This is a genomic window from Stenotrophomonas hibiscicola ATCC 19867 (genome assembly GCF_000382065.1).
GTDB classification, from domain to species: Bacteria; Pseudomonadota; Gammaproteobacteria; order Xanthomonadales; family Xanthomonadaceae; genus Stenotrophomonas; species Stenotrophomonas hibiscicola.
Window position 1 is genome coordinate 17,086 of record NZ_KB907505.1, and the last position, 18,314, is coordinate 35,399.

An 18,314-nucleotide genomic window follows, 5' to 3' on the forward strand; every position below is an offset into this window, starting at 1 on the left:
ACACGCCGCTCCCAGACACTTGAATTATGTCCAAATATTGGACACTGGCACCATGAACCTGATCGACATCGGCAAGGCGGTTCGTGCCCGCCGTGAGCAGCTTGGCCTGTCGCAAGGCCAACTGGCTCATCTCAGCAGCCTTTCCCGGCAGACCGTGGTCGGCCTGGAGGGGGGCACCCTGAGCGACCTGGGTGTCAATCGCGTGGGACAGTTGATGGCCGTGCTCGGTCTGGATGTACCGGCACCCACCACCGAAAGCCGGCTGCGCAAGCAAGGCCTGAAAATGGCCGCACGCACCGCCAACGTGAGCTACGCAAGCGAACTGACGGCTGGCGAGCTGGCGCGCGTGCTGGTCAGTGGGGAAGTTCCTGCCACCTACGCAGCGCAGATGGTGCACCTGCTGGACGAAGCCCCTCCCGCCATGATGGTGATGGCGGTCGAGGAAGCTGCAATCGGCGCGCAGACGCCGCCACGGCGCATCTGGCGCAACGTGGCGAAGATGGCCAACACGCTTTCCGCCCATCGCAAGGACCTGTGGATGTGAACCGCGAATTGCCTGCCGGCGCCTGGCAGGCGCTGCTGCCCCGGGCACTTGTTCTCATCGGGGAGATCCGGCGCCACGGCGGCATCACCGACCCGTTCTGGACGTTGGGCGGCCGCTTGAGCGATGTGGCCGCAAACCTGACCGGCGACTACAGCGAAGATCCCAGCGCCTGGGTCAAGCTTCAGTTCGAGGAAGGCGAGGTGGATTTCGTCGCGGCTCCCAATCTTCTCGATGATGCCTGGGAGGAATGGACGATCGATGGTCAGCGCATACGGGTGGAAACGTCGGCGGAAATCATCGCCAAGAAAATGTTCCATCGTGGGCATCGAACAACGGCCCGAGACCTGTTCGATCTTGCGCTGGTCATCGAACGCGAGCCGGACGCGCTGGCGGCCGCCGCAGACGCACTGGTCCGCCATCGATCAACGTTTCTTGATCAGATCCGCAATCCCCATCCGACATTGAAGATTGCGTTCAAGGCCATCGACACGCTGGACTACACGCCAGGCTTCGACCACTGCGTCGCGATTGCCGGGGACTACCTGGTAGGACTTTGATCCTCCCAGGCGATCGCGCAGAACATCATTCGATGTTCTGCACCTGCTCGCGGATCTGGTCGATCAGCACCTTCAGCTCCACCGCGGCATTGGACGTGCGGCTGTCCACCGACTTCGAGCCCAGCGTGTTGGCTTCGCGGTTGAACTCCTGCAGCAGGAAGTCCAGGCGGCGGCCGACCGGCTCGCGCTGCTTGAGCACGCGGCGGATCTCGACGATGTGGCTGCCGAGGCGGTCCAACTCTTCATCCACGTCCAGCTTCTGCAGCCACAGCACCAGCTCCTGTTCGGCACGACCAGGGTCGACCGGGTGCGGCAGGTCGGCCAGGCGTGCGGCCAGCTTGGCGCGCTGGCCGTCGCGAATGGCCGGAATCAGCGTGCGCACTTCGGTGGCGATGCGCTCGATGCCGTCCACACGCTCGCTGATGGCCGCAGACAACTTGCCGCCTTCGCGCTCACGGGCCTCGACGAAGCCATCCAGCACCTGATCCAGCAACGCCAGCGCCTCGACCTGCAGGGCGGCGGCATCGGTGGCCTCGCCACGGGTCACGCCCGGCAGTTGCAGCAGGTCGGTGAAGCTGACCTGCAGGTTGGGGAAATCGGAGGTCAGGCGGTGGGCCAGGCGGCCCAGCTGGCCCAGCAGCGCCTCGTCCACCTGCAGGTTGGCCGCTGCTTCCGGCGCGCGCAGGCGCATCACCAGATCCAGCTTGCCGCGGCTCAGGCGCGCGGCGATGCGCTCGCGCAGCTGCGGTTCCAGCGCCCGCAGTTCCTCGGGCAGGCGGGTGCCGACCTCCAGGAAGCGGTGGTTGACCGAGCGCAACTCGCAGCCCAGCGTGCCCCACGGGGTGACCCGCTCGCCGCCGGCATAGGCGGTCATGCTTCGAATCATGGATTGTGTCCGGTGCGTGCAAAGGGGGAATGGTACCCTAGCGCCCTCACCAGAGCCCCTTGCCCGCCCCGTGAAGGCCGCGGGCGTGGCGGCGTACTCCCTCGCCATTACGGAACCCGCACCATGTCCGATTCCCGCCCCAGCGGCCGCCAGCCCGACCAGCTCCGCCCGGTCGTCATCCAACGCGGCTTCACCCGCCACGCCGAAGGTTCGGTGCTGGTGTGCTTCGGTGAAACCCGTGTGCTGTGCACCGCCAGCGTCGAGAACCGCGTGCCGGGCTTCCTGCGCGGCAAGGGCGAAGGCTGGGTCACCGCCGAGTACGGCATGCTGCCGCGCGCCACCCACACCCGCAGCGACCGCGAAGCAGCGCGTGGCAAGCAGGGCGGCCGCACCCTGGAGATCCAGCGCCTGATCGGCCGCAGCCTGCGCGCCTGCGTGGACCGCAACGCGCTGGGCGAGCGCACCATCACCCTGGACTGCGACGTGCTGCAGGCCGACGGCGGTACCCGCACCGCCGCCATCACCGGCGCCTACGTGGCCCTGGTCGATGCAGTGAACGTGCTGATGAAGCGCGGCGACATCAAGCGCAACCCGATCCTGGGCGCAGTGGCCGCCGTGTCGGTGGGCGTATACCGCGGCACCCCGGTGCTGGACCTGGACTACGCCGAAGACAGCGACTGCGATACCGACATGAACGTGGTGATGAACGACGGTGGCGGCTTCATCGAGCTGCAGGGCACCGCCGAAGGCCATGCCTTCCGTCGCGACGAGCTGGACGCGCTGCTGGGCCTGGCCGAAAAGGGCGTGCGCGAGCTGCTGGCCGCGCAGCAGGCAGCGCTGTCGGCATGAACCGGCGCCTTGCCCTGACCACCCTGGTGGTGGCCGATTACGACGAAGCCATCGCCTGGTACACCGGCAAGCTCGGCTTCGCACTGTTGGAGGACATCGACCAGGGCCACAAGCGCTGGGTGGTGGTCGGCCCGACCGACGGCAGCGCCGCCGCGCTGCTGCTGGCCCGTGCCAGCAATGAGGAGCAGCGCAGCCGCATCGGCAATCAGACCGGTGGCCGGGTCGCCTTCTTCCTCAACACCGATGACTTCCACCGCGACCACGCCGCGATGCTGGCCGCCGGCGTCGAGTTCCTGGAAGCGCCGCGCGAAGAACCCTATGCAACGGTTGCGGTGTTCCGCGATCTGTATGGCAACACCTGGGACCTGCTGGAGCCCCGTCAATGAAGAAACTGGTACTGGCCAGCCACAACGCCGGCAAGCTGGTGGAGATGCAGGAGATCCTTGCCGATCTGCCGCTGCAGATCACCTCGGCCGCCGAACTGGGCCTGGGTGACGTGGAAGAGACCGGCCTGACCTTCGTCGAGAACGCGCTGCTGAAGGCACGCGCCGCCTGCGAAGCGACCGGCCTGCCGGCGCTGGCCGATGATTCGGGCCTGATCGTCGATGCCCTCGGCGGTGCCCCGGGCCTGTACAGCGCACGCTATGCCGGCCACCCGACCAATGCTGCGGCCAACAATGCCAAGCTGCTGGACGCGATGGCCGACATTCCCGATGGCCAGCGCAGCGCCCGCTTCTATGCGGTGATCGTGCTGCTGCGCCACGCCACCGACCCGCAGCCGCTGATCTGCGAAGGCCGCTGGGAAGGCCAGATCATCCGCGAACTGCGCGGCACCAATGGTTTCGGCTACAACCCGGTATTCCTGGACACCACCCACGGCCTGACCGCTGCGGAAATGGAGCCGGCACTGAAGAACGCCATCAGCCACCGCGCCATTGCCCTGCAGCAGCTCAAGCAGCAACTGGCGACGCTGTACTGACGCCACCCGATCGACCCTGGGAAGCCGGCCAGCGGCCGGCACTACCGAAGAAGCCCATGCCGCACGCCCACGACCACTGCAACCACCTGCCCGGCGAAGCCTGCTCCGCCGACCACGACAACCCGCCGCGGCTGGTGCCGCCACCGCTGTCGTTGTACGTGCACCTGCCGTGGTGCGTGCGCAAATGCCCGTACTGCGATTTCAATTCGCACCAGGCCAAGGGCGAGCTGCCGTTCGACGCTTATATCGATGCGCTGCTGCGCGACCTCGACCAGGACCTGCCGCTGGTCTGGGGCCGGGTGGTGCACAGCGTGTTCTTCGGTGGCGGCACGCCCAGCCTGTTCCCGCCGGAGGCGATCGACCGCTTCCTGCAGCAGGCCAGCGCGCGCCTGCGCTTTGCCCCCAACGCCGAAATCACCCTGGAAACCAACCCGGGCACCGCCGAGCATGGCCGCTTCGACCGCTACCGCGCGGCCGGCGTCAACCGCCTCAGCTTCGGCATCCAGAGTTTCGACGATGCGATGCTCAAGCGCCTGGGCCGCATCCACGACAGTGGCGAAGCCGAGCGCGCGGTAAAGATGGCGCAGGACGCGGGCTACGACAACTTCAACATCGACCTGATGTATGCGCTGCCGGAACAGACCCTGGCCGGTGCCGAGGCCGACCTGGAACGCGCGTTCGCGCTGCAGCCGGCACACATCTCCCACTACCAGCTGACCCTGGAACCGAACACGGTGTTCTTCGCGCGGCCGCCGCAGGGCATTCCCGACGAAGACAACGCCTGGGACATGCAGGAACACTGCCAGGCATTGCTGGCACAGGCCGGTTTCGGCCAGTACGAGGTCAGCGCCTATGCGCGCCCCGGCCGGCAGAGCGCGCACAACCTGAACTACTGGCGCTTCGGCGACTACCTGGGCATCGGTGCCGGCGCGCACGGCAAGATCAGTTCCGGCGCCGAGGAGCATGTGCTGCGGCGTTGGAAGCTGAAGCACCCGCAGGCCTACCTGGACAGCGCCGGCACGCCCGCCTCGTTCGGCGGCGACGACGTGATCGCGCCGGAGCGCCTGCCGTTCGAATACATGCTCAACCTGCTGCGCCTGCACGAAGGTTTTGGCCTGCGCGATTTCGAGTCGCGCACGGGGCTGCCGCGCAGCGTGCTGGACGCTCCCTTGGCCGAGGCCGTGCAGCGCGGCTGGCTGGACATGACCGATGGCCATGTGCAGCCGACCGAGCTGGGCCGCCGATTCACCAACGATGTGGTGAGCCTGTTCCTGGAGGAGTGATCTTCGCTTGGCAGAGGGTAGTGCCGGCCACTGGCACTCCGGTAAAGACAGAGCTGCCGGCCAGCGGCCGGCAGTACCGCACATCAGGGCCATACCGGGCGGATGCGATTCCCGTTCAGCCTAAAGTAGCGCCGACTGCGGCCGACACGGTAGATTCACAAGATCGATCCGCGGGAATCCGGATACCGCCTGCCGATGTCAGCTGTCTTTTCCCTCACCTCCGCCGACAAAGCCCGGCTCGCCGCCAGCAACCTGCCACCGCGGGTGCGCGAGTTGTTGGGTGCGTTGATCGGCCTCTGCCGACAGACGCTGGCCGCGCCGCTGATCCTGACCGTCGAAGCGTTGGAGCAGACCCTGCTGCACGATGCCGATCGCGCACGCAATCCGCAGCAGCAGGCCGAGCTGATGGCCCAGCGTGGCCAGTTGCACGCCTTTTCCGGTCATTTCGCTGACCGCATGCTTGATGCCGTGGCCGATGCGCTGATACGGCTGCGCGAACCCACGGCCCACTTCAGCCCCGGTTCCACGCCACCGCCGCTGCCCGGCATGCTCGGGCTGTCGCTGGTCGATGAACATGAAGTGGACCGCGACCTGCTGCTGACCGAGATGGTGCGGCGGGAGACGCTGCGTTCGACCAACACGCTCAACTTGCTGGGCCAACGCCTGGGCGTACTGGCGGCAGCACCGGCCTTCGAGGCCGACACCCTGCCGCTGGCACCGCAGGCACTGTGCGCCATGCTGCGCCGGATTGCCGAACAGGATTCGCTCACTGTCGACGTTCAGCTGGCGCTGTACCGCAGCTTCGAACGCCAGGTGCTGGAACGCCTGGGCGACATCCTCGACCGTGCCAATGCCCTGTTGGCCCAGCACGGCGTGCTGCCCGGCCTGGTCTACACCCCCTATCTGGCGCGTTCATCGAGCACCCGGCGGATCATCACCCAGTCGGTGGGCGGTGGTCGCGCCACGCAGCCGGCAAAGCGTGCCGCCGCGCCACTGACCGGCTGGAACGGATCGGCACCGGCCGGCTCCTGGTCCAGCCTGGTGCAGGACGCTTTCCAGGATGACAGCACAGCCGACGCGGCCTCGCCGGGCCTGACCACCTCCACGGGCAGCGCGCTGCATGCGCTGCTGCAGCAGGCACGCCATGCCAGCGCAGCACCTGCGGATCGCGATGCAGTGCCGAGCGCGGCCGTGGATGCGGTTCTCGCACGCCTGCAGGCGCAGTCCAGCGCCGCCACCGGCGTAGCCGACCTGCAGGCGGCCGTGGTGGCGCAACTGCGCAGCGAGCATGGCACGCAGGCCCAGCTGGGCAGCCACGACCGCGACAGCCTCGACCTGCTGCGCATGCTGATGCAGCAGGTGCAACAGCAGCAGCGTCCCGATCCAGTGCCGGCCGCGCTGCTGGCGCGCCTGCAGGTACCCCTGGCACGCGCCGCCATGGCCGATCCGGGCTTCTTCGTGCGCGACGAACACCCCGCGCGCGAACTGCTCAACCAGATTGCCGAAGTCGGCGCCCACTGGCTGGGCGACGATGATGTCGACCCGCAGTTGCTGCAGCGCATGGCGCAGAGCGTGCAGGGCCTGCTGGGCCAGGATGCGCGGGCGCCGGAGGCCTTCGCCAGCGCGAACGAGGAAGTGCAGCAGCATCAGCGCGCCGCAGCGCATCGCGCCGAGCTGGCCGAGCGCCGCCATGTGGAAGCCGCCCGCGGCAAGGAGCGGCTGGAACTTGCCCGCCGCCAAGCCACCGCGCAGATCGACCAGTGCTGCGACGCGCAGTCGCCGCCGCGCTTCGTGCAGACCCTGCTGCGCCAGGCCTGGGCCGATGCACTGACCCTCACCCGCCTGCGCCATGGCGACGATTCGCCACAGTGGCAGGAGCGCCTGCAACAGACCGAGCGCATCGCTGCCATCACCGCACAGGCCATCGACGCCCCTGGCGGCACCGATACCGCGCTGGCAGCGGACGTGGAGGCCGCACTGCTGCAGGTCGGCTACCACGCCGAGGAAGCCGCCGCCGTCGCGCGCAGGCTGGCCACGCCCGGCGGCGAGGATGAAAGCACCTCGCGTACCGAGCTCAGCGCACGCCTGAAGGCACGTGCGCGCCTGGGCGAGCACGCCGGCACGAACAGTGGCACCGCACCTGCCACACCGCGCAGCAGTGCTGAAGAAGCGGCCTACCAGCAGCTGTCCACGCTGCCGTTCGGCAGCTGGTTCGACATCGATACGGGCGATGGCACGCTGCGCCGCCAGCGCCTGTCCTGGTACAGCCTGCTGACCGGCCACGCGTTGTTCGTCAATGCGCGCGGGCAGAAGATCACCGATACCGACCTGGATACGCTGGCACGGCAGATCAGTGCCGGGCGCGCGCAGCTGGTCACCGAAGACAAGGGCCGGCTGGTCGACCGTGCCTGGGAAGCCAGCCTCGGTGCGCTGCGTGCACTCGCCACGGGCCGCGCACAGGAGACCCCCGCATGAAAGCCGTACCGCCGCAGGACACCCGCCGCGCGCCGCGCCGCCAGGTCTCGGACCTGGTGCCGGTCACCGACCAGATGCGCGAGTGCGTGGTCGGGCGCCTCGGCAATGTCTCCGAAACCGGCATGCTGATGCTGGCCAGCGTGCCGCTGCGCGAGGATGCGCTGTACCAGCTGCGCTTCCCGTTGCCACTGGGTGATGGCCGCCAGCAGGCCATCGACGTGGGCGTGCATCTGCTATGGAGCGAGCCCGCGCACGTACCCGGGCAGAGCTGGACCGGCTTCCGCTTCCTCACCCTGTCACGCGAGCATCGGCAGCTGCTGCGGCAGTGGGTGGGCGAGGACAGCGACGAGGGACCGGTTTCGACGGCCTGAGTGCCGGTTCCGGCACAGCGGTTTTTCGCGGTATGCGGCAGAATCTAGGGCCGTTTTCCGTGTCGAGCCACCGCAATGATCCAGCAAGACCCCGGCGCCCTGTATTCCGACCACCTGGCCGTGCTGTGCCGACGTGCCGAACAGGCGCTGGCCCGCGGTGGCTTCGATCACCTGGTGGTGCCCAGCGGCACCCTGCACTACCAGGTGTTCGACGACCGCGACTACCCATATGCGGTCAATCCGCAGTTCAAGGCTTGGCTGCCGCTGACCCGCGTGCCCAACAGCTGGATCGTGTTCACCCCGGGCAAGCGCCCGGCCGTGATCTTCCACCAGCCCTTCGACTACTGGCACGTGGTGCCGGACGCCCCCAGCGGCTGGTGGGTGGAGCACTTCGACATCCACATCATCCGCAAGCCCGAAGAGGCGCTGGCCCTGCTGCCGGCCGACCCGGCGCGCTGCGCGATCCTCGGCGAACCGCAGAGCACGCTGGGCAACTACGTGCCGAACAACCCGGCGCCGGTGGTGAATTACCTGGAATGGCACCGCGGCAGCAAGACGCCGTATGAGATCGCACTGATGCGTCAGGCGCAGGTGCTGGGCGTGCGTGGCCACCGCGCCGCCGAAGCCGCGTTCCGCAACGACGCCGACGAGTTCAGCATCCACATGGCCTATTGCCAGGCCGTCGGCCAGGACGCCAACGAGCTGCCGTACGGCAACATCGTGGCCCTGAACGAGCACGCTGCGGTGCTGCACTACACCGAGCTGGGCCGCAAGGCGCCGCAGCCGCTGCGCAGCTTCCTGATCGATGCCGGTGCCAGCGCCTACGGCTACGCCAGCGACATCACCCGCACCTACGCCGCGCAGGGCCACGACGAGTTTGCTGCGATGATCGCCGCCGTCGACGCCGCCCAGCAGCAGATGTGCGCGGCGGTGCGCCCGGGCTTCGACTACAAGCAGCTGCACGTGGACGCGCATCTTTCGCTGATGGGCGTGCTGAAGGACTTCGGCGTGATCAAGGTATCGCCGCAGACCGCGCTGGAGACCGGCGTCAGCGCCGCGTTCTTCCCGCACGGCATCGGCCACTTGATCGGCCTGCAGGTGCACGACGTGGCGGGTTTCGCGGCCAGCGACGAAGGCGGCCGCATCGAGCGCCCGGCCGGCCACCCTTACCTGCGCCTGACCCGCGTGCTGGAACCGGGCATGGTGGTGACCATCGAACCGGGCGTGTACTTCATCGACATGCTGTTGAACGAAGTGAAGGACGCCGGCCATGGCGACGCGATCAACTGGGAGCGCGTGGACTTCTTCCGCCCGTATGGCGGCATCCGCATCGAAGACGAGGTGCTGTGCACTGATGGCGAGGCGGACAACCTGACGCGGCCGGAGTTTGCGGCGGCCAACGGCTGAGCCCCTCGTGGTTGGGCGCTCAGAGCAAAAGCCGCGCTTGGCGGGGCGGGTAGGCCATGCAGGGGACGCTGCAAGTACGTCCCTGTAAGCTCGATGGCGCCATCCATGGCGCCAACGCCCCTGCATGGCCTACCCGCCCCACCTTTGACAGTTTCCTGCGCGCGTCCAACCACGGAAAAGAAAAAGAAAAGCAGAAGCGGGTCGCTTGCTGCGCTCGCTCCGTGTCGACCAAGGTCGACACCTACCAACAGCCGCGCGTGCCAACAGCCGCAATTGCCAGTAGATCCACGCCATGCGTGGATGATTCATTCGATGTCTGACAGATGTGCCGACCAACGGTCGGCACCCACCAACAGCCCCGTGAACCTGTCGAAGGCGGGGTACTGTGGGTTTGCGGGGTGTGAGCCGCATGGATGCGGCGACCAAGCCTCCAGGGATGGATTCACGGCGTCCCCGCAAACCCACAGTGCCCCGCCATCCCACGGATAGCCCGCTGTTGCTGTTGCTGTTGCCTCTGCGGGTGCAGGGCTGCAAGCCCTGCCGCCCCCCCTTACCCCGCCATCACCGCTTCGATCTCGTCGGCGCTGCGCGCCAGGCCTTCGGTCAGCACACGATGTCCGTCATCGGTAATCAGCACGTCGTCCTCGGTACGGATGCCGATGCCGCGCCAGCGCGGCTCCACCGTCGTGTCGTCCGCGCCGATGTACAGCCCCGGCTCGATGGTGAACGCCATGCCCGGCTCCAGCAGGCGTGAATCACCTGCGAGGCGGTAATCGCCTACATCGTGCACGTCCAATCCGATCCAGTGCCCGGTCTTGTGCCGGTAGAAACGCTGGTACAGGCCCTCGGACAGGCTCTTTTCCAGCGTGCCCTTCAACAGGCCCAGCCGCAGCAGGCCTTCGGTCAGGGTCTGTACCGCCGCCAGGTGGCCAGCCTCATACGGCACGCCCGGCTTGGCCTGGGCCAACGCAGCGGCCTGCGCATCGCCGACCAGGTCGTGCAGCGCGCGCTGCTCGGCACTGAAGCGGCCGTTCACCGGGAAGGTGCGGGTGATGTCGCTGGCGTAGCCGCGGTACTCGGCACCGGCATCGATCAGTACCAACTCGCCATCGCGCGACCGCGCGTTGTTGTCGCGGTAATGCAGGATGCAAGCATTGCGGCCGGCGCCGACGATGCTGCAGTACGCGGGCACCGCATCGTTGGCGCGGAACACGCGTTCCAGCTCGGCCTGCAGTTCGTACTCGTGGATGCCGGCCCTGGCGGCCTTCATCGCCGCCAGATGCGCACGCACGCTGATCTGTGCGGCGTGGTGCATCAGTGCCACTTCGGCGCCGGACTTGAACAGACGCTGCTCGTGCAGCAGGTGGCCCAGCTCCAGGAACTCATGTGGCGGCTGCGCACCGTGGCGTACCTGCGAACGCACGCGGTTGACCCAGCCGATCAGCTTCAGGTCGAAGTCGGCGTCGCGGCCGAAGTGGTAATACACGCGCGAGCGCCCTTCCAGCAGGCCCGGCAGGATGTCGTCCAGATCGTCGATCGGGTAGGCATCGTCCATGCCGTACTGGGCCACCGCGCCTTCCTGGCCGGCGCGGCTGCCATCCCAGGCTTCGCGCTCGGCATCGCGCTCGCGGCAGAACAGGATGGCCTCGCCGTGGCGTCGGCCCGGAATCAGCACCAGCACCGCTTCCGGCTCCGGGAAGCCGCTCAGGTACTGGAAATCCGAATCCTGCCGGAACGGGTAATGGGTATCGAGGCTGCGCACCTTTTCGGCCGCGGCTGGCAGCACCAGGATCGCGTCCTCGCCGGCCATGTCCATCAGCTGGCGGCGACGACGCTTGTATTCGCCGGCCGCAATGCCGGTGCGCTGCTTGATGTCCATCAGTTCAGGCGCTGGCGGTGGCGCGAGGCCAGCACCACGTCGCCGTGCAGCAGCAGCACCGCCACGCGGATGAATTCCTCGATCTCCGACAGCGCTTCGTCGTCATCATCGCCGCCGGCCTCGAAATCCTCGCTGGAGGCGCGTGCCAGGCTGGCCATGTCGGTCAGCGCTTCTTCACCCTCTTCGGACAGGGCCGGGCGACGGCCGCCGCTGCCCAGGCCGAAACCACCCAGGAAGGAACGGGTCCAGCTGAACATGGCATCGGCCTGTGCGGACACCTCGTCGGTGTCAGCCAGCAACAGCTCGAAGGCGAAGTCACGGTCTTCCAGCTGCTTGATGGTGGCCTGCAGCAGCTGCCCCAGCACGCTGTCGGCGGCCACCGGCGGCAGGTTGTCGTCGGCCAGCACGCGCGCCGGCCAGTCGTTGCCGGGGGCACCGCCGGCGGCCAGCCAGCCACACAGCGCACCATGCAGCTCGGCAGCGGTGGCGCCCAGGCCCAGCTCCTGGCTGGCGCGGGTAACGTCGTCGACGGAGGGAAGTTCGGTCATCGTGCGGCTCGTTCGGAAAGGAAACCCGGAGCGCGCACGCGCGCGCCCGTGAGACCCTGTAGTGTAGCAACCCGGCGGCATCCTCCCGGTAGCCCTCCGGCCTTGCTGCGACAGCGCTTGACCGCCCTTGCCCGGCTTGCCTATCGTGCCCGTATGGAACCCGCCGACCCCCTTGCCCAGCTGCAGGACTTCGCCGCCCGCGTGGAAGCGTTGCTTGAACGCAACCAGCGCCTGGCCGAGGAGAACCGCAGCCTGCGCCACCAGCAGGAACAGCTGGTGGCCGAGCGCTCGACGCTGCTGGCCAAGAACGAGCAGGCGCGCTCGCGGGTGGAAGCGATGATCAGCCGGCTCAAATCCCTGGAGCAGCACACATGAGCGCCGAACCGGTCAGCGTCCGCATCCTCGATCGTGAATACACCGTGGGCGTCGGCGCCGACGAACGCGACAGCCTGATGGCGGCTGCGCGCCTGCTCGATGCGCGCATGCGCGAGATCCGCGGCAGCAACCGCATGGCCGCCGTGGACCGTGTCGCCGTGCTGGCCGCGCTGAACCTGGCCCACGAACTGCAGCTGCTGCGCGACGAGAACGCCCGCCAGGCCGTGGCCCTGCAGCAGACGCTGGCGGACCTGAACCGGCGGCTGGACCGCGCCATCGACGGCGGCACCTGAAGACCGTGCACAACGCGTCTTCTCATATCTGAATTGGCACGTACTGTTGCCGACGAACGGCCTATCCAGATCCGGCGCGCTGGCTATAATGGCCACGCGTTCTCTGCGGTACTCGACGGCATGTGCAAACATTCGCCTTGTCCCTTAAGAACGACACCGGGAGCGCGACAGCGCCGGGAGTGCAGGTCCGCCTTGTAGCGGGAAGCCCGATGGTTCTCCAGCGTTCCCACTTGAGCCCCCGGGTTCAAGGTCGTTTCGCATGCATCGACATTGCGGAGAATGCAATATTCCAGCAAGGGCGGCGTCTTCGGGCGTCGCCCTTGTTCTTTCCGGCACAATGACGGCTGATCCTTGCCGCACGCTGCCATGACCGACCCGCGCCAGGCCCTGCGCCACGACCTGCGGCAACGCCGCCGTGAACTCTCCGCAGCTGCGCGCATCGCCGCCGCCGAATCGCTGGCCGATGCCCTACTCGCCCTGCCGTTTGCCCCGCGCGAAGGCGCCGTGGCCGGCTACTGGGCGCTGGATGGCGAAATCGCCCTGCACCGCTGGCAGCTGCAACTGCCCGAAGGCCTCACCTACTGCCTGCCGGTGCTGGCCGGTGAGGTGCTGCGCTTCGCACCGTGGCGGCCGGGGCAGCCGCTGACCAGCAACCGCTACGGCATTCCCGAACCGGACGTGGCGGTGGAAGACACCCTGGAACCAGCGCAGATGGCGCTGGTAGTGACCCCGCTGGTGGGTTTCGACGCGCAGTGCCGGCGGCTGGGCATGGGGGGCGGCTGGTATGATCGCAGCTTCGCCTTCCGCCACGATCGGCCGGCGCCGCCCTGGCTGGTCGGTGCTGCATTCGCGGTGCAGCAGGTCGAGTCCTTGCCGGTGGCGTCGTGGGACGTGCCGGTGGATGCGATCTGCACCGAAGACGGCACCCTGTTCCCCTCCGCTGCCCCCGTGAACGCATGACCGCCCGCAAGCGCTACTGGCTGATGAAGTCCGAACCGGACGCCTTCTCCATCGATGACCTGGCCAAGGTCAAGGTCGAACCCTGGAACGGGGTGCGCAACTACCAGGCGCGCAACTTCATGCGCGATGGCATGCAGGTGGGCGACGGCATCCTGTTCTACCACTCCAATACCAAGGTGCCGGGCATCGTCGGCCTGGCCACGGTGGCCAGCACGGCCTACCCGGACGACACCCAGTTCGATCCGAAATCCGACTACCACGACCCCAAGAGCACGCGCGAGAACCCGCGCTGGATGCTGGTGGACGTGGCCTTCGACCGCAAGCTCAAGCAGGTGATCGCGCTGGACGAGATCAAGCTGCACGCTGATGAGCTCGGCGAAGGCTTCCCGCTGGTTGCCAAGGGCAACCGCCTGTCGGTGTTCCCGGTGACGGCCGCGCAGTGGAAGCTGCTGCTGTCGCTGGAAAAGAAATCCTGATTCCCTGCCTGAGAGTTCTCCCATGTCCGAAGCCAAGCGCCTGGCCGCCGAGAAAGCCATCGAGTACGTAGAAGACGGCATGATCGTCGGTGTCGGCACCGGTTCCACCGTGGCCTATTTCATCGATGCCCTGGCCCGCATCCAGCACCGCATCAAGGGCGCCGTATCCAGCTCCGAGCAGAGCACCGCGCGCCTGAAGCAGCACGGCATCGAGGTGATCGAGCTGAACCATAGCGGCAACCTGTCGCTGTACGTGGACGGCGCCGATGAGTGCGATCCGAACAAGTGCCTGATCAAGGGCGGCGGCGCCGCACTGACCCGCGAGAAGATCATCGCCGAGGCCAGCGAGCGCTTCATCTGCATCGTCGACCCGAGCAAGCAGGTGCCGGTGCTCGGCAAATTCCCGCTGCCGGTGGAAGTGATCCCGATGGCACGCAGCCTGGTCGCCCGCCAGATCCGCGACATGACCGGCGGCCAGCCGACCTGGCGCGAAGGCGTGGTGACCGACAATGGCAACCAGATCCTGGACATCCACAACCTGCAGATCACCGATCCGGAAAAGCTGGAGCGCGAGCTCAACCAACTGCCGGGCGTGGTCTGCGTGGGCCTGTTCGCGCGCCGCCGCGCCGATGTGGTGATCGTCGGCGGCGAGCCGCCGGTCGTGCTCTGACCCTTTTGAAGGATCCTGACGATGTCGCTGTTGCGTTCGCTGCTGATGCTCCCGCTGCTGGCCCTGGCTGGCTGCGCCACCGACGCGGCCCGCCACTGGGTCGAACTGGATGGCGCCCGCTACCAGGTGGAGCTGGCCACCAACGATGAAACCCGCGCGCGCGGGTTGATGTTCCGCGACCAGATGGCGGCCGACCACGGCATGCTGTTCATCCACGACCGCGAGGAAATGCAGGCGTACTGGATGAAGAACACCAGGATCGCGCTGGACATCCTGTACTTCGACAGCCAGCGCAGGCTGGTCAGCCAGCAGCGTGATGTGCCGCCGTGCTCGGCCGGCGACATGTGCCCGCCCTACCCCAGCGGTGGCCCGGCGCGCTACGTGCTGGAGCTCAACGCCGGCCAGGCCGAGAAGCTGCAGTTGAAGGACGGTACGGAGCTGAAATTCGGCCCGGGCATCGAAAAGTAAGGTGCGGCCGGGCTGCGCCCGGCACGCGCAGTAGTGCCGGCCGCTGGCCGGCAACCCTGCCGGGGCCAGATCCCATTCGCTCGCGAAAGGGATCTGACCCCGGATTTTTCACGCGACACCGCTTGAAACCGCCTGCGAATGACGCCAGTCTGTGGCCATGCAGGACCGGATCACACTCCCCGACTGGGATGCACTGGCCGACCTCGAAGACGAGGCGCTGCCACTGTTGCCGACCGCGCTGCTGATCGCGCGCGATGAATACCCCGATCTGCAGCCGTCGACCTACGACGCGTTGATCCAGAGCCACGTCGACCACCTCCGCTCGGAAGTGGAGAGCATCGACAACAGTCCATTGAAGATGGCGGCGATCAACCGCCACCTGTTCGACGAGCTGGGCTACAGCGGCGACCACGACAAGTACTACGATCCGCGCAACAGCTATCTCAACCAGGTGTTCGAGCGACGCCTGGGCAACCCGATCTCGCTGGCGCTGGTGCAGATGGAAGTGTCGCGACGGCTGGGGATCCCGCTCGACGGCGTGTCCTTCCCCGGCCACTTCCTGGTGCGCCTGCCGGTGGACGACGGCGTGCTGGTGATGGACCCGTTCAATGGTGGTCGCCCGCTGGACGTGGACGAACTGCGCGAACGCGCCAAGTCACACCTGGGCGGGCAGATGCCCGACGACCAGGTGCTGGCGCAGATCCTTGACCCGGCGCCGGCGCGCGCGATCCTGATGCGCATGCTGCGCAACCTGCACGGCGTGTATGCCGAGGCCGGCGAATGGGATCGCGCCGCGCGCAGTGCCGACCGCCTGCTGAAGCTCGCCCCGGAGCAGGACGATGCGCTGCGTGACCGCGGCCTGGCCTATCTGCAGCTGGAATATCTGGCCGGTGCCCGCCATGACCTGGGGCAGTACCTGAAGCGCAATCCCGAGGCCAGCGATGCGCAGTGGCTGCGCGAGAAGCTGATCGACCTCGGCGGGCCGATGCCGCGGCTGCATTGAGGGCGTCGGTGTGTGGACCAACGGTCCACACCCACCCCAACGGTCCGCACCCACAGAAGGGCCTGCAGGCCCTACCGGTCAATCGACTTCGACCATCTCGAAATCGGCCTTGGTGACCCCGCAATCGGGGCAGGTCCAGGTCTCGGGAATGTCCTCCCAGCGCGTGCCCGGCGCAATGCCCTCTTCCGGCAGACCCTCCGCTTCGCTGTACAGGAAGCCGCAGACCACGCACATCCAGGTGCGCAAGGTGGTGGGGGTGGCATCGCTCATCGGATAATCAGGGCTGGATTCACGGGCCGCCATTGTCCCATCGCGGTCCACTCACCGGTAGCCATCGATGACTTCTGCTTCCCCGGCGCCCCGCGGCGTCTACCTGATCACCCCGGACGAGCCCGATACCGCGCGCCTGCTGGCCCGTACCGCGCCGCTGCTGGCCGCTGGCGCCACCTGGCTGCAGTACCGCAACAAGACCGCCAACGACGCGCTGCGGCAGGAACAGGCCACCGCCCTGCAGGCGCTGTGCGCACACTACGGCGTACCGCTGATCATCAACGACGACCCGGCGCTGGCGAAGGCGGTGGGCGCGGCTGGCGTGCACCTGGGCGGCACCGACGGTGACATCCCAAGCGCGCGTGCGCTGCTCGGCGCCGAGGCCATCATCGGCGCTTCCTGCTACGACCAGCTGGCCAATGCCGAGAAGGCCGTGGCCGCCGGTGCCAGCTACGTGGCCTTCGGCGCGTTCTTCCCTACCACTACCAAGGTCACCACCAGCCGCGCGGATACCGACCTGCTGCGGCAGAGCGCCGCACTGGGCGTGCCACGGGTGGCGATCGGCGGGCTGACGCCGGACAATGTCGGTCCCATCATCGACGCCGGCGCCGACCTGGTGGCCGTGGTCAGCGGCATTTACGCCGCGCAGGACCCGGTCGCGACCCAGCGCGCCTTCCTCGCCCAGTTCGCGTAACGCCCAGGAAAGCCCCATGAACCACGACCAGTCCCACGCCCTGTTCTCCCGCGCCCAGCAGCTGCTGCCGGGCGGCGTCAATTCGCCGGTGCGCGCGTTCAAGTCGGTCGGCGGCGAGCCCTTCTTCGTCGAACGCGCCGATGGCGCCTACCTGTACGACGTCGACGGCAACCGCTACATCGACTACGTCGGTTCCTGGGGCCCGATGATCGTCGGCCACAACCACCCGGCCGTGCGCCAGGCGGTGAAGAAGGCGATCGACAACGGCCTGTCCTTCGGTGCGCCGTGCGCGGCCGAAGTGACCATGGCCGAAACCATCACCCGCCTGGTGCCATCGTGCGAGATGGTGCGCATGGTCAACTCCGGCACCGAGGCCACGCTGTCGGCGATCCGCCTGGCGCGTGGCGCCACCGGCCGCAACCGCATCGTCAAGTTCGAAGGCTGCTACCACGGCCACGGCGACTCGTTCCTGGTCAAGGCCGGCAGCGGCATGCTGACCTTGGGCGTGCCGACCTCGCCGGGCGTCCCGGCCGGGCTGAGCGAACTGACCCTGACCCTGCCCTACAACGACTTCGAAGCGGCCACCGCCCTGTTCGAACAGCAGGGTGGCGACATCGCCGGCCTGATCATCGAACCGGTGGTCGGCAACGCCAACTGCATCCCGCCGCGCGAGGGCTACCTGCAACACCTGCGTGCGCTGTGCACGAAGCATGGCGCGCTGCTGATCTTCGACGAAGTGATGACGGGCTTCCGCGTCGCCCTCGGCGGTGCGCAGGCGCACTACGGCATCACCCCGGACCTGACCACCTTCGGCAAGATCATCGGCGGCGGCATGCCGGTGGGCGCCTACGGCGGTCGTCGCGAGCTGATGCAGCAGATCGCCCCGGCCGGCCCGATCTACCAGGCCGGTACGCTGAGCGGCAATCCGGTGGCAATGGCCGCTGGCCTGGCGATGCTGGAGCTGATCCAGCAGCCGGGTTTCCACGCCGACCTGGCCGAGCGCACCGCACGCCTGTGTGCGGGTCTGGAAGCGGCCGCCGCCGACGCCGGTGTGGCCGTGACCACCACCTGCGTGGGTGCGATGTTCGGGCTGTTCTTCACCAGCGAGAAGGTGGAGACCTATGCGCAGGCCACCGCCTGTGACATCCCGGCGTTCAACCGCTTCTTCCACGCGATGCTGGAGCAGGGCGTGTTCCTGGCCCCGTCGGCGTACGAGGCCGGCTTCCTGTCCAGCGCCCACGACGATGCCGTGATCGAGGCGACGCTGGCCGCAGCACGCGTGGCGTTCAAGGCCGCCAAGGGCTGATCGCAAAAAAGGGGACGGAGG

The 18,314-nt window shown here is 67.7% G+C and carries 22 protein-coding genes and 1 other RNA gene; 19 read left to right on the forward strand and 4 right to left on the reverse strand.

The annotated features are described in order from the left end of the window. Window positions 1–52: 52 nt before the first annotated feature. Both G370_RS0118905 and G370_RS0118910 read left to right on the forward strand, forming a co-directional pair. A complete protein-coding gene (locus tag G370_RS0118905; RefSeq protein WP_019661990.1) occupies window positions 53–544 on the forward strand; it encodes a helix-turn-helix domain-containing protein in 492 nt (163 codons plus the stop codon). Continuing rightward, window positions 541–1,101 carry a nucleotidyl transferase AbiEii/AbiGii toxin family protein gene (locus tag G370_RS0118910; protein WP_019661991.1) on the forward strand — a complete coding sequence of 187 codons (561 nt, stop codon included), beginning with the start codon at window positions 541–543 and terminating at the stop codon, window positions 1,099–1,101. The genes G370_RS0118905 and G370_RS0118910 overlap by 4 nt, the downstream gene beginning before the upstream one ends. Window positions 1,102–1,126: 25 nt before the next feature. On the opposite strand, the gene G370_RS0118915 is transcribed toward G370_RS0118910, so the two are convergent. After that, window positions 1,127–1,987 carry a YicC/YloC family endoribonuclease gene (locus tag G370_RS0118915; protein WP_019661992.1) on the reverse strand — a complete coding sequence of 287 codons (861 nt, stop codon included), beginning with the start codon at window positions 1,985–1,987 and terminating at the stop codon, window positions 1,127–1,129. A 123-nt stretch (window positions 1,988–2,110) separates the two neighbouring features. Between G370_RS0118915 and rph the strand changes: the two genes are divergently transcribed. From rph to pepQ, 7 genes are all read left to right on the forward strand, one after another. Further along, window positions 2,111–2,836, forward strand: a complete 726-nt coding sequence (gene rph / locus G370_RS0118920; protein WP_008267511.1) for a ribonuclease PH — start codon at window positions 2,111–2,113, stop codon at window positions 2,834–2,836. Then, the gene (locus tag G370_RS0118925) at window positions 2,833–3,222 is read left to right on the forward strand and encodes a VOC family protein (RefSeq protein ID WP_019661993.1); all 390 of its coding nucleotides are present in this window, start codon (window positions 2,833–2,835) and stop codon (window positions 3,220–3,222) included. Before rph ends, G370_RS0118925 begins: the two co-directional genes overlap by 4 nt. After that, window positions 3,219–3,815, forward strand: a complete 597-nt coding sequence (gene rdgB, locus G370_RS0118930; RefSeq protein WP_005410891.1) for an RdgB/HAM1 family non-canonical purine NTP pyrophosphatase — start codon at window positions 3,219–3,221, stop codon at window positions 3,813–3,815. Before G370_RS0118925 ends, rdgB begins: the two co-directional genes overlap by 4 nt. 56 nt (window positions 3,816–3,871) lie before the next feature. After that, complete coding sequence (gene hemW, locus G370_RS0118935; RefSeq protein WP_019661994.1) at window positions 3,872–5,098, forward strand: radical SAM family heme chaperone HemW; 1,227 nt, start codon at window positions 3,872–3,874, stop codon at window positions 5,096–5,098. A gap of 195 nt (window positions 5,099–5,293) precedes the next feature. Next, window positions 5,294–7,573 (forward strand): DUF1631 family protein, encoded by a 2,280-nt coding sequence (locus tag G370_RS0118940; RefSeq protein WP_019661995.1) that lies wholly within the window; start codon window positions 5,294–5,296, stop codon window positions 7,571–7,573. Next, on the forward strand, window positions 7,570–7,944 hold the full coding sequence (locus G370_RS0118945; protein WP_010484030.1) for a PilZ domain-containing protein: 375 nt from the start codon (window positions 7,570–7,572) through the stop codon (window positions 7,942–7,944). The genes G370_RS0118940 and G370_RS0118945 overlap by 4 nt, the downstream gene beginning before the upstream one ends. Window positions 7,945–8,019: 75 nt before the next feature. Then, window positions 8,020–9,351 (forward strand): Xaa-Pro dipeptidase, encoded by a 1,332-nt coding sequence (gene pepQ / locus G370_RS0118950; protein WP_019661996.1) that lies wholly within the window; start codon window positions 8,020–8,022, stop codon window positions 9,349–9,351. 550 nt (window positions 9,352–9,901) lie between these two features. On the opposite strand, the gene G370_RS0118955 is transcribed toward pepQ, so the two are convergent. Together G370_RS0118955 and G370_RS0118960 are read right to left on the reverse strand one after the other, a co-directional pair. Continuing rightward, a complete protein-coding gene (locus G370_RS0118955) occupies window positions 9,902–11,224 on the reverse strand; it encodes an aminopeptidase P N-terminal domain-containing protein (RefSeq protein WP_026347264.1) in 1,323 nt (440 codons plus the stop codon). A 5-nt stretch (window positions 11,225–11,229) separates the two neighbouring features. Continuing rightward, on the reverse strand, window positions 11,230–11,778 hold the full coding sequence (locus tag G370_RS0118960) for a UPF0149 family protein (RefSeq protein ID WP_019661998.1): 549 nt from the start codon (window positions 11,776–11,778) through the stop codon (window positions 11,230–11,232). A 153-nt stretch (window positions 11,779–11,931) separates the two neighbouring features. Here G370_RS0118960 and G370_RS0118965 point away from each other — a divergent pair, with 153 nt between their 5' ends. The 8 genes from G370_RS0118965 to G370_RS0118995 all read left to right on the forward strand — a co-directional run bounded on the left by G370_RS0118965 (window position 11,932) and on the right by G370_RS0118995 (window position 16,023). Next, window positions 11,932–12,153, forward strand: coding sequence for a TIGR02449 family protein (locus G370_RS0118965; protein ID WP_005410898.1), 222 nt, complete (start codon window positions 11,932–11,934; stop codon window positions 12,151–12,153). After that, on the forward strand, window positions 12,150–12,446 hold the full coding sequence (locus G370_RS0118970; protein ID WP_019661999.1) for a cell division protein ZapA: 297 nt from the start codon (window positions 12,150–12,152) through the stop codon (window positions 12,444–12,446). The genes G370_RS0118965 and G370_RS0118970 overlap by 4 nt, the downstream gene beginning before the upstream one ends. A gap of 97 nt (window positions 12,447–12,543) precedes the next feature. Beyond that, window positions 12,544–12,729, forward strand: a non-coding RNA gene (ssrS, locus tag G370_RS1000000121470) — 6S RNA. Between the two features lie 83 nt (window positions 12,730–12,812). Beyond that, complete coding sequence (locus G370_RS0118975; protein ID WP_019662000.1) at window positions 12,813–13,406, forward strand: 5-formyltetrahydrofolate cyclo-ligase; 594 nt, start codon at window positions 12,813–12,815, stop codon at window positions 13,404–13,406. After that, complete coding sequence (locus G370_RS0118980) at window positions 13,403–13,882, forward strand: EVE domain-containing protein (RefSeq protein ID WP_019338636.1); 480 nt, start codon at window positions 13,403–13,405, stop codon at window positions 13,880–13,882. The genes G370_RS0118975 and G370_RS0118980 overlap by 4 nt, the downstream gene beginning before the upstream one ends. Before the next feature lie 22 nt (window positions 13,883–13,904). Further along, window positions 13,905–14,552, forward strand: coding sequence for a ribose-5-phosphate isomerase RpiA (gene rpiA / locus G370_RS0118985; protein WP_005419003.1), 648 nt, complete (start codon window positions 13,905–13,907; stop codon window positions 14,550–14,552). A gap of 21 nt (window positions 14,553–14,573) precedes the next feature. Next, on the forward strand, window positions 14,574–15,020 hold the full coding sequence (locus G370_RS0118990) for a DUF192 domain-containing protein (RefSeq protein WP_014648292.1): 447 nt from the start codon (window positions 14,574–14,576) through the stop codon (window positions 15,018–15,020). A 157-nt stretch (window positions 15,021–15,177) separates the two neighbouring features. Continuing rightward, window positions 15,178–16,023: a SirB1 family protein gene (locus tag G370_RS0118995; RefSeq protein ID WP_019662001.1), complete on the forward strand. Its 846-nt coding sequence runs from the start codon at window positions 15,178–15,180 to the stop codon at window positions 16,021–16,023. Between the two features lie 78 nt (window positions 16,024–16,101). Here the strand turns inward: G370_RS0118995 and G370_RS0119000 are convergent, their stop codons facing one another. Continuing rightward, window positions 16,102–16,326, reverse strand: a complete 225-nt coding sequence (locus tag G370_RS0119000; protein WP_014038358.1) for a rubredoxin — start codon at window positions 16,324–16,326, stop codon at window positions 16,102–16,104. Between the two features lie 34 nt (window positions 16,327–16,360). Here G370_RS0119000 and thiE point away from each other — a divergent pair, with 34 nt between their 5' ends. Together thiE and hemL are read left to right on the forward strand one after the other, a co-directional pair. Continuing rightward, the gene (gene thiE, locus G370_RS0119005; RefSeq protein WP_019662002.1) at window positions 16,361–16,987 is read left to right on the forward strand and encodes a thiamine phosphate synthase; all 627 of its coding nucleotides are present in this window, start codon (window positions 16,361–16,363) and stop codon (window positions 16,985–16,987) included. 16 nt (window positions 16,988–17,003) lie between these two features. Then, the gene (gene hemL, locus G370_RS0119010) at window positions 17,004–18,293 is read left to right on the forward strand and encodes a glutamate-1-semialdehyde 2,1-aminomutase (RefSeq protein ID WP_019662003.1); all 1,290 of its coding nucleotides are present in this window, start codon (window positions 17,004–17,006) and stop codon (window positions 18,291–18,293) included. Window positions 18,294–18,314: the final 21 nt, after the last annotated feature.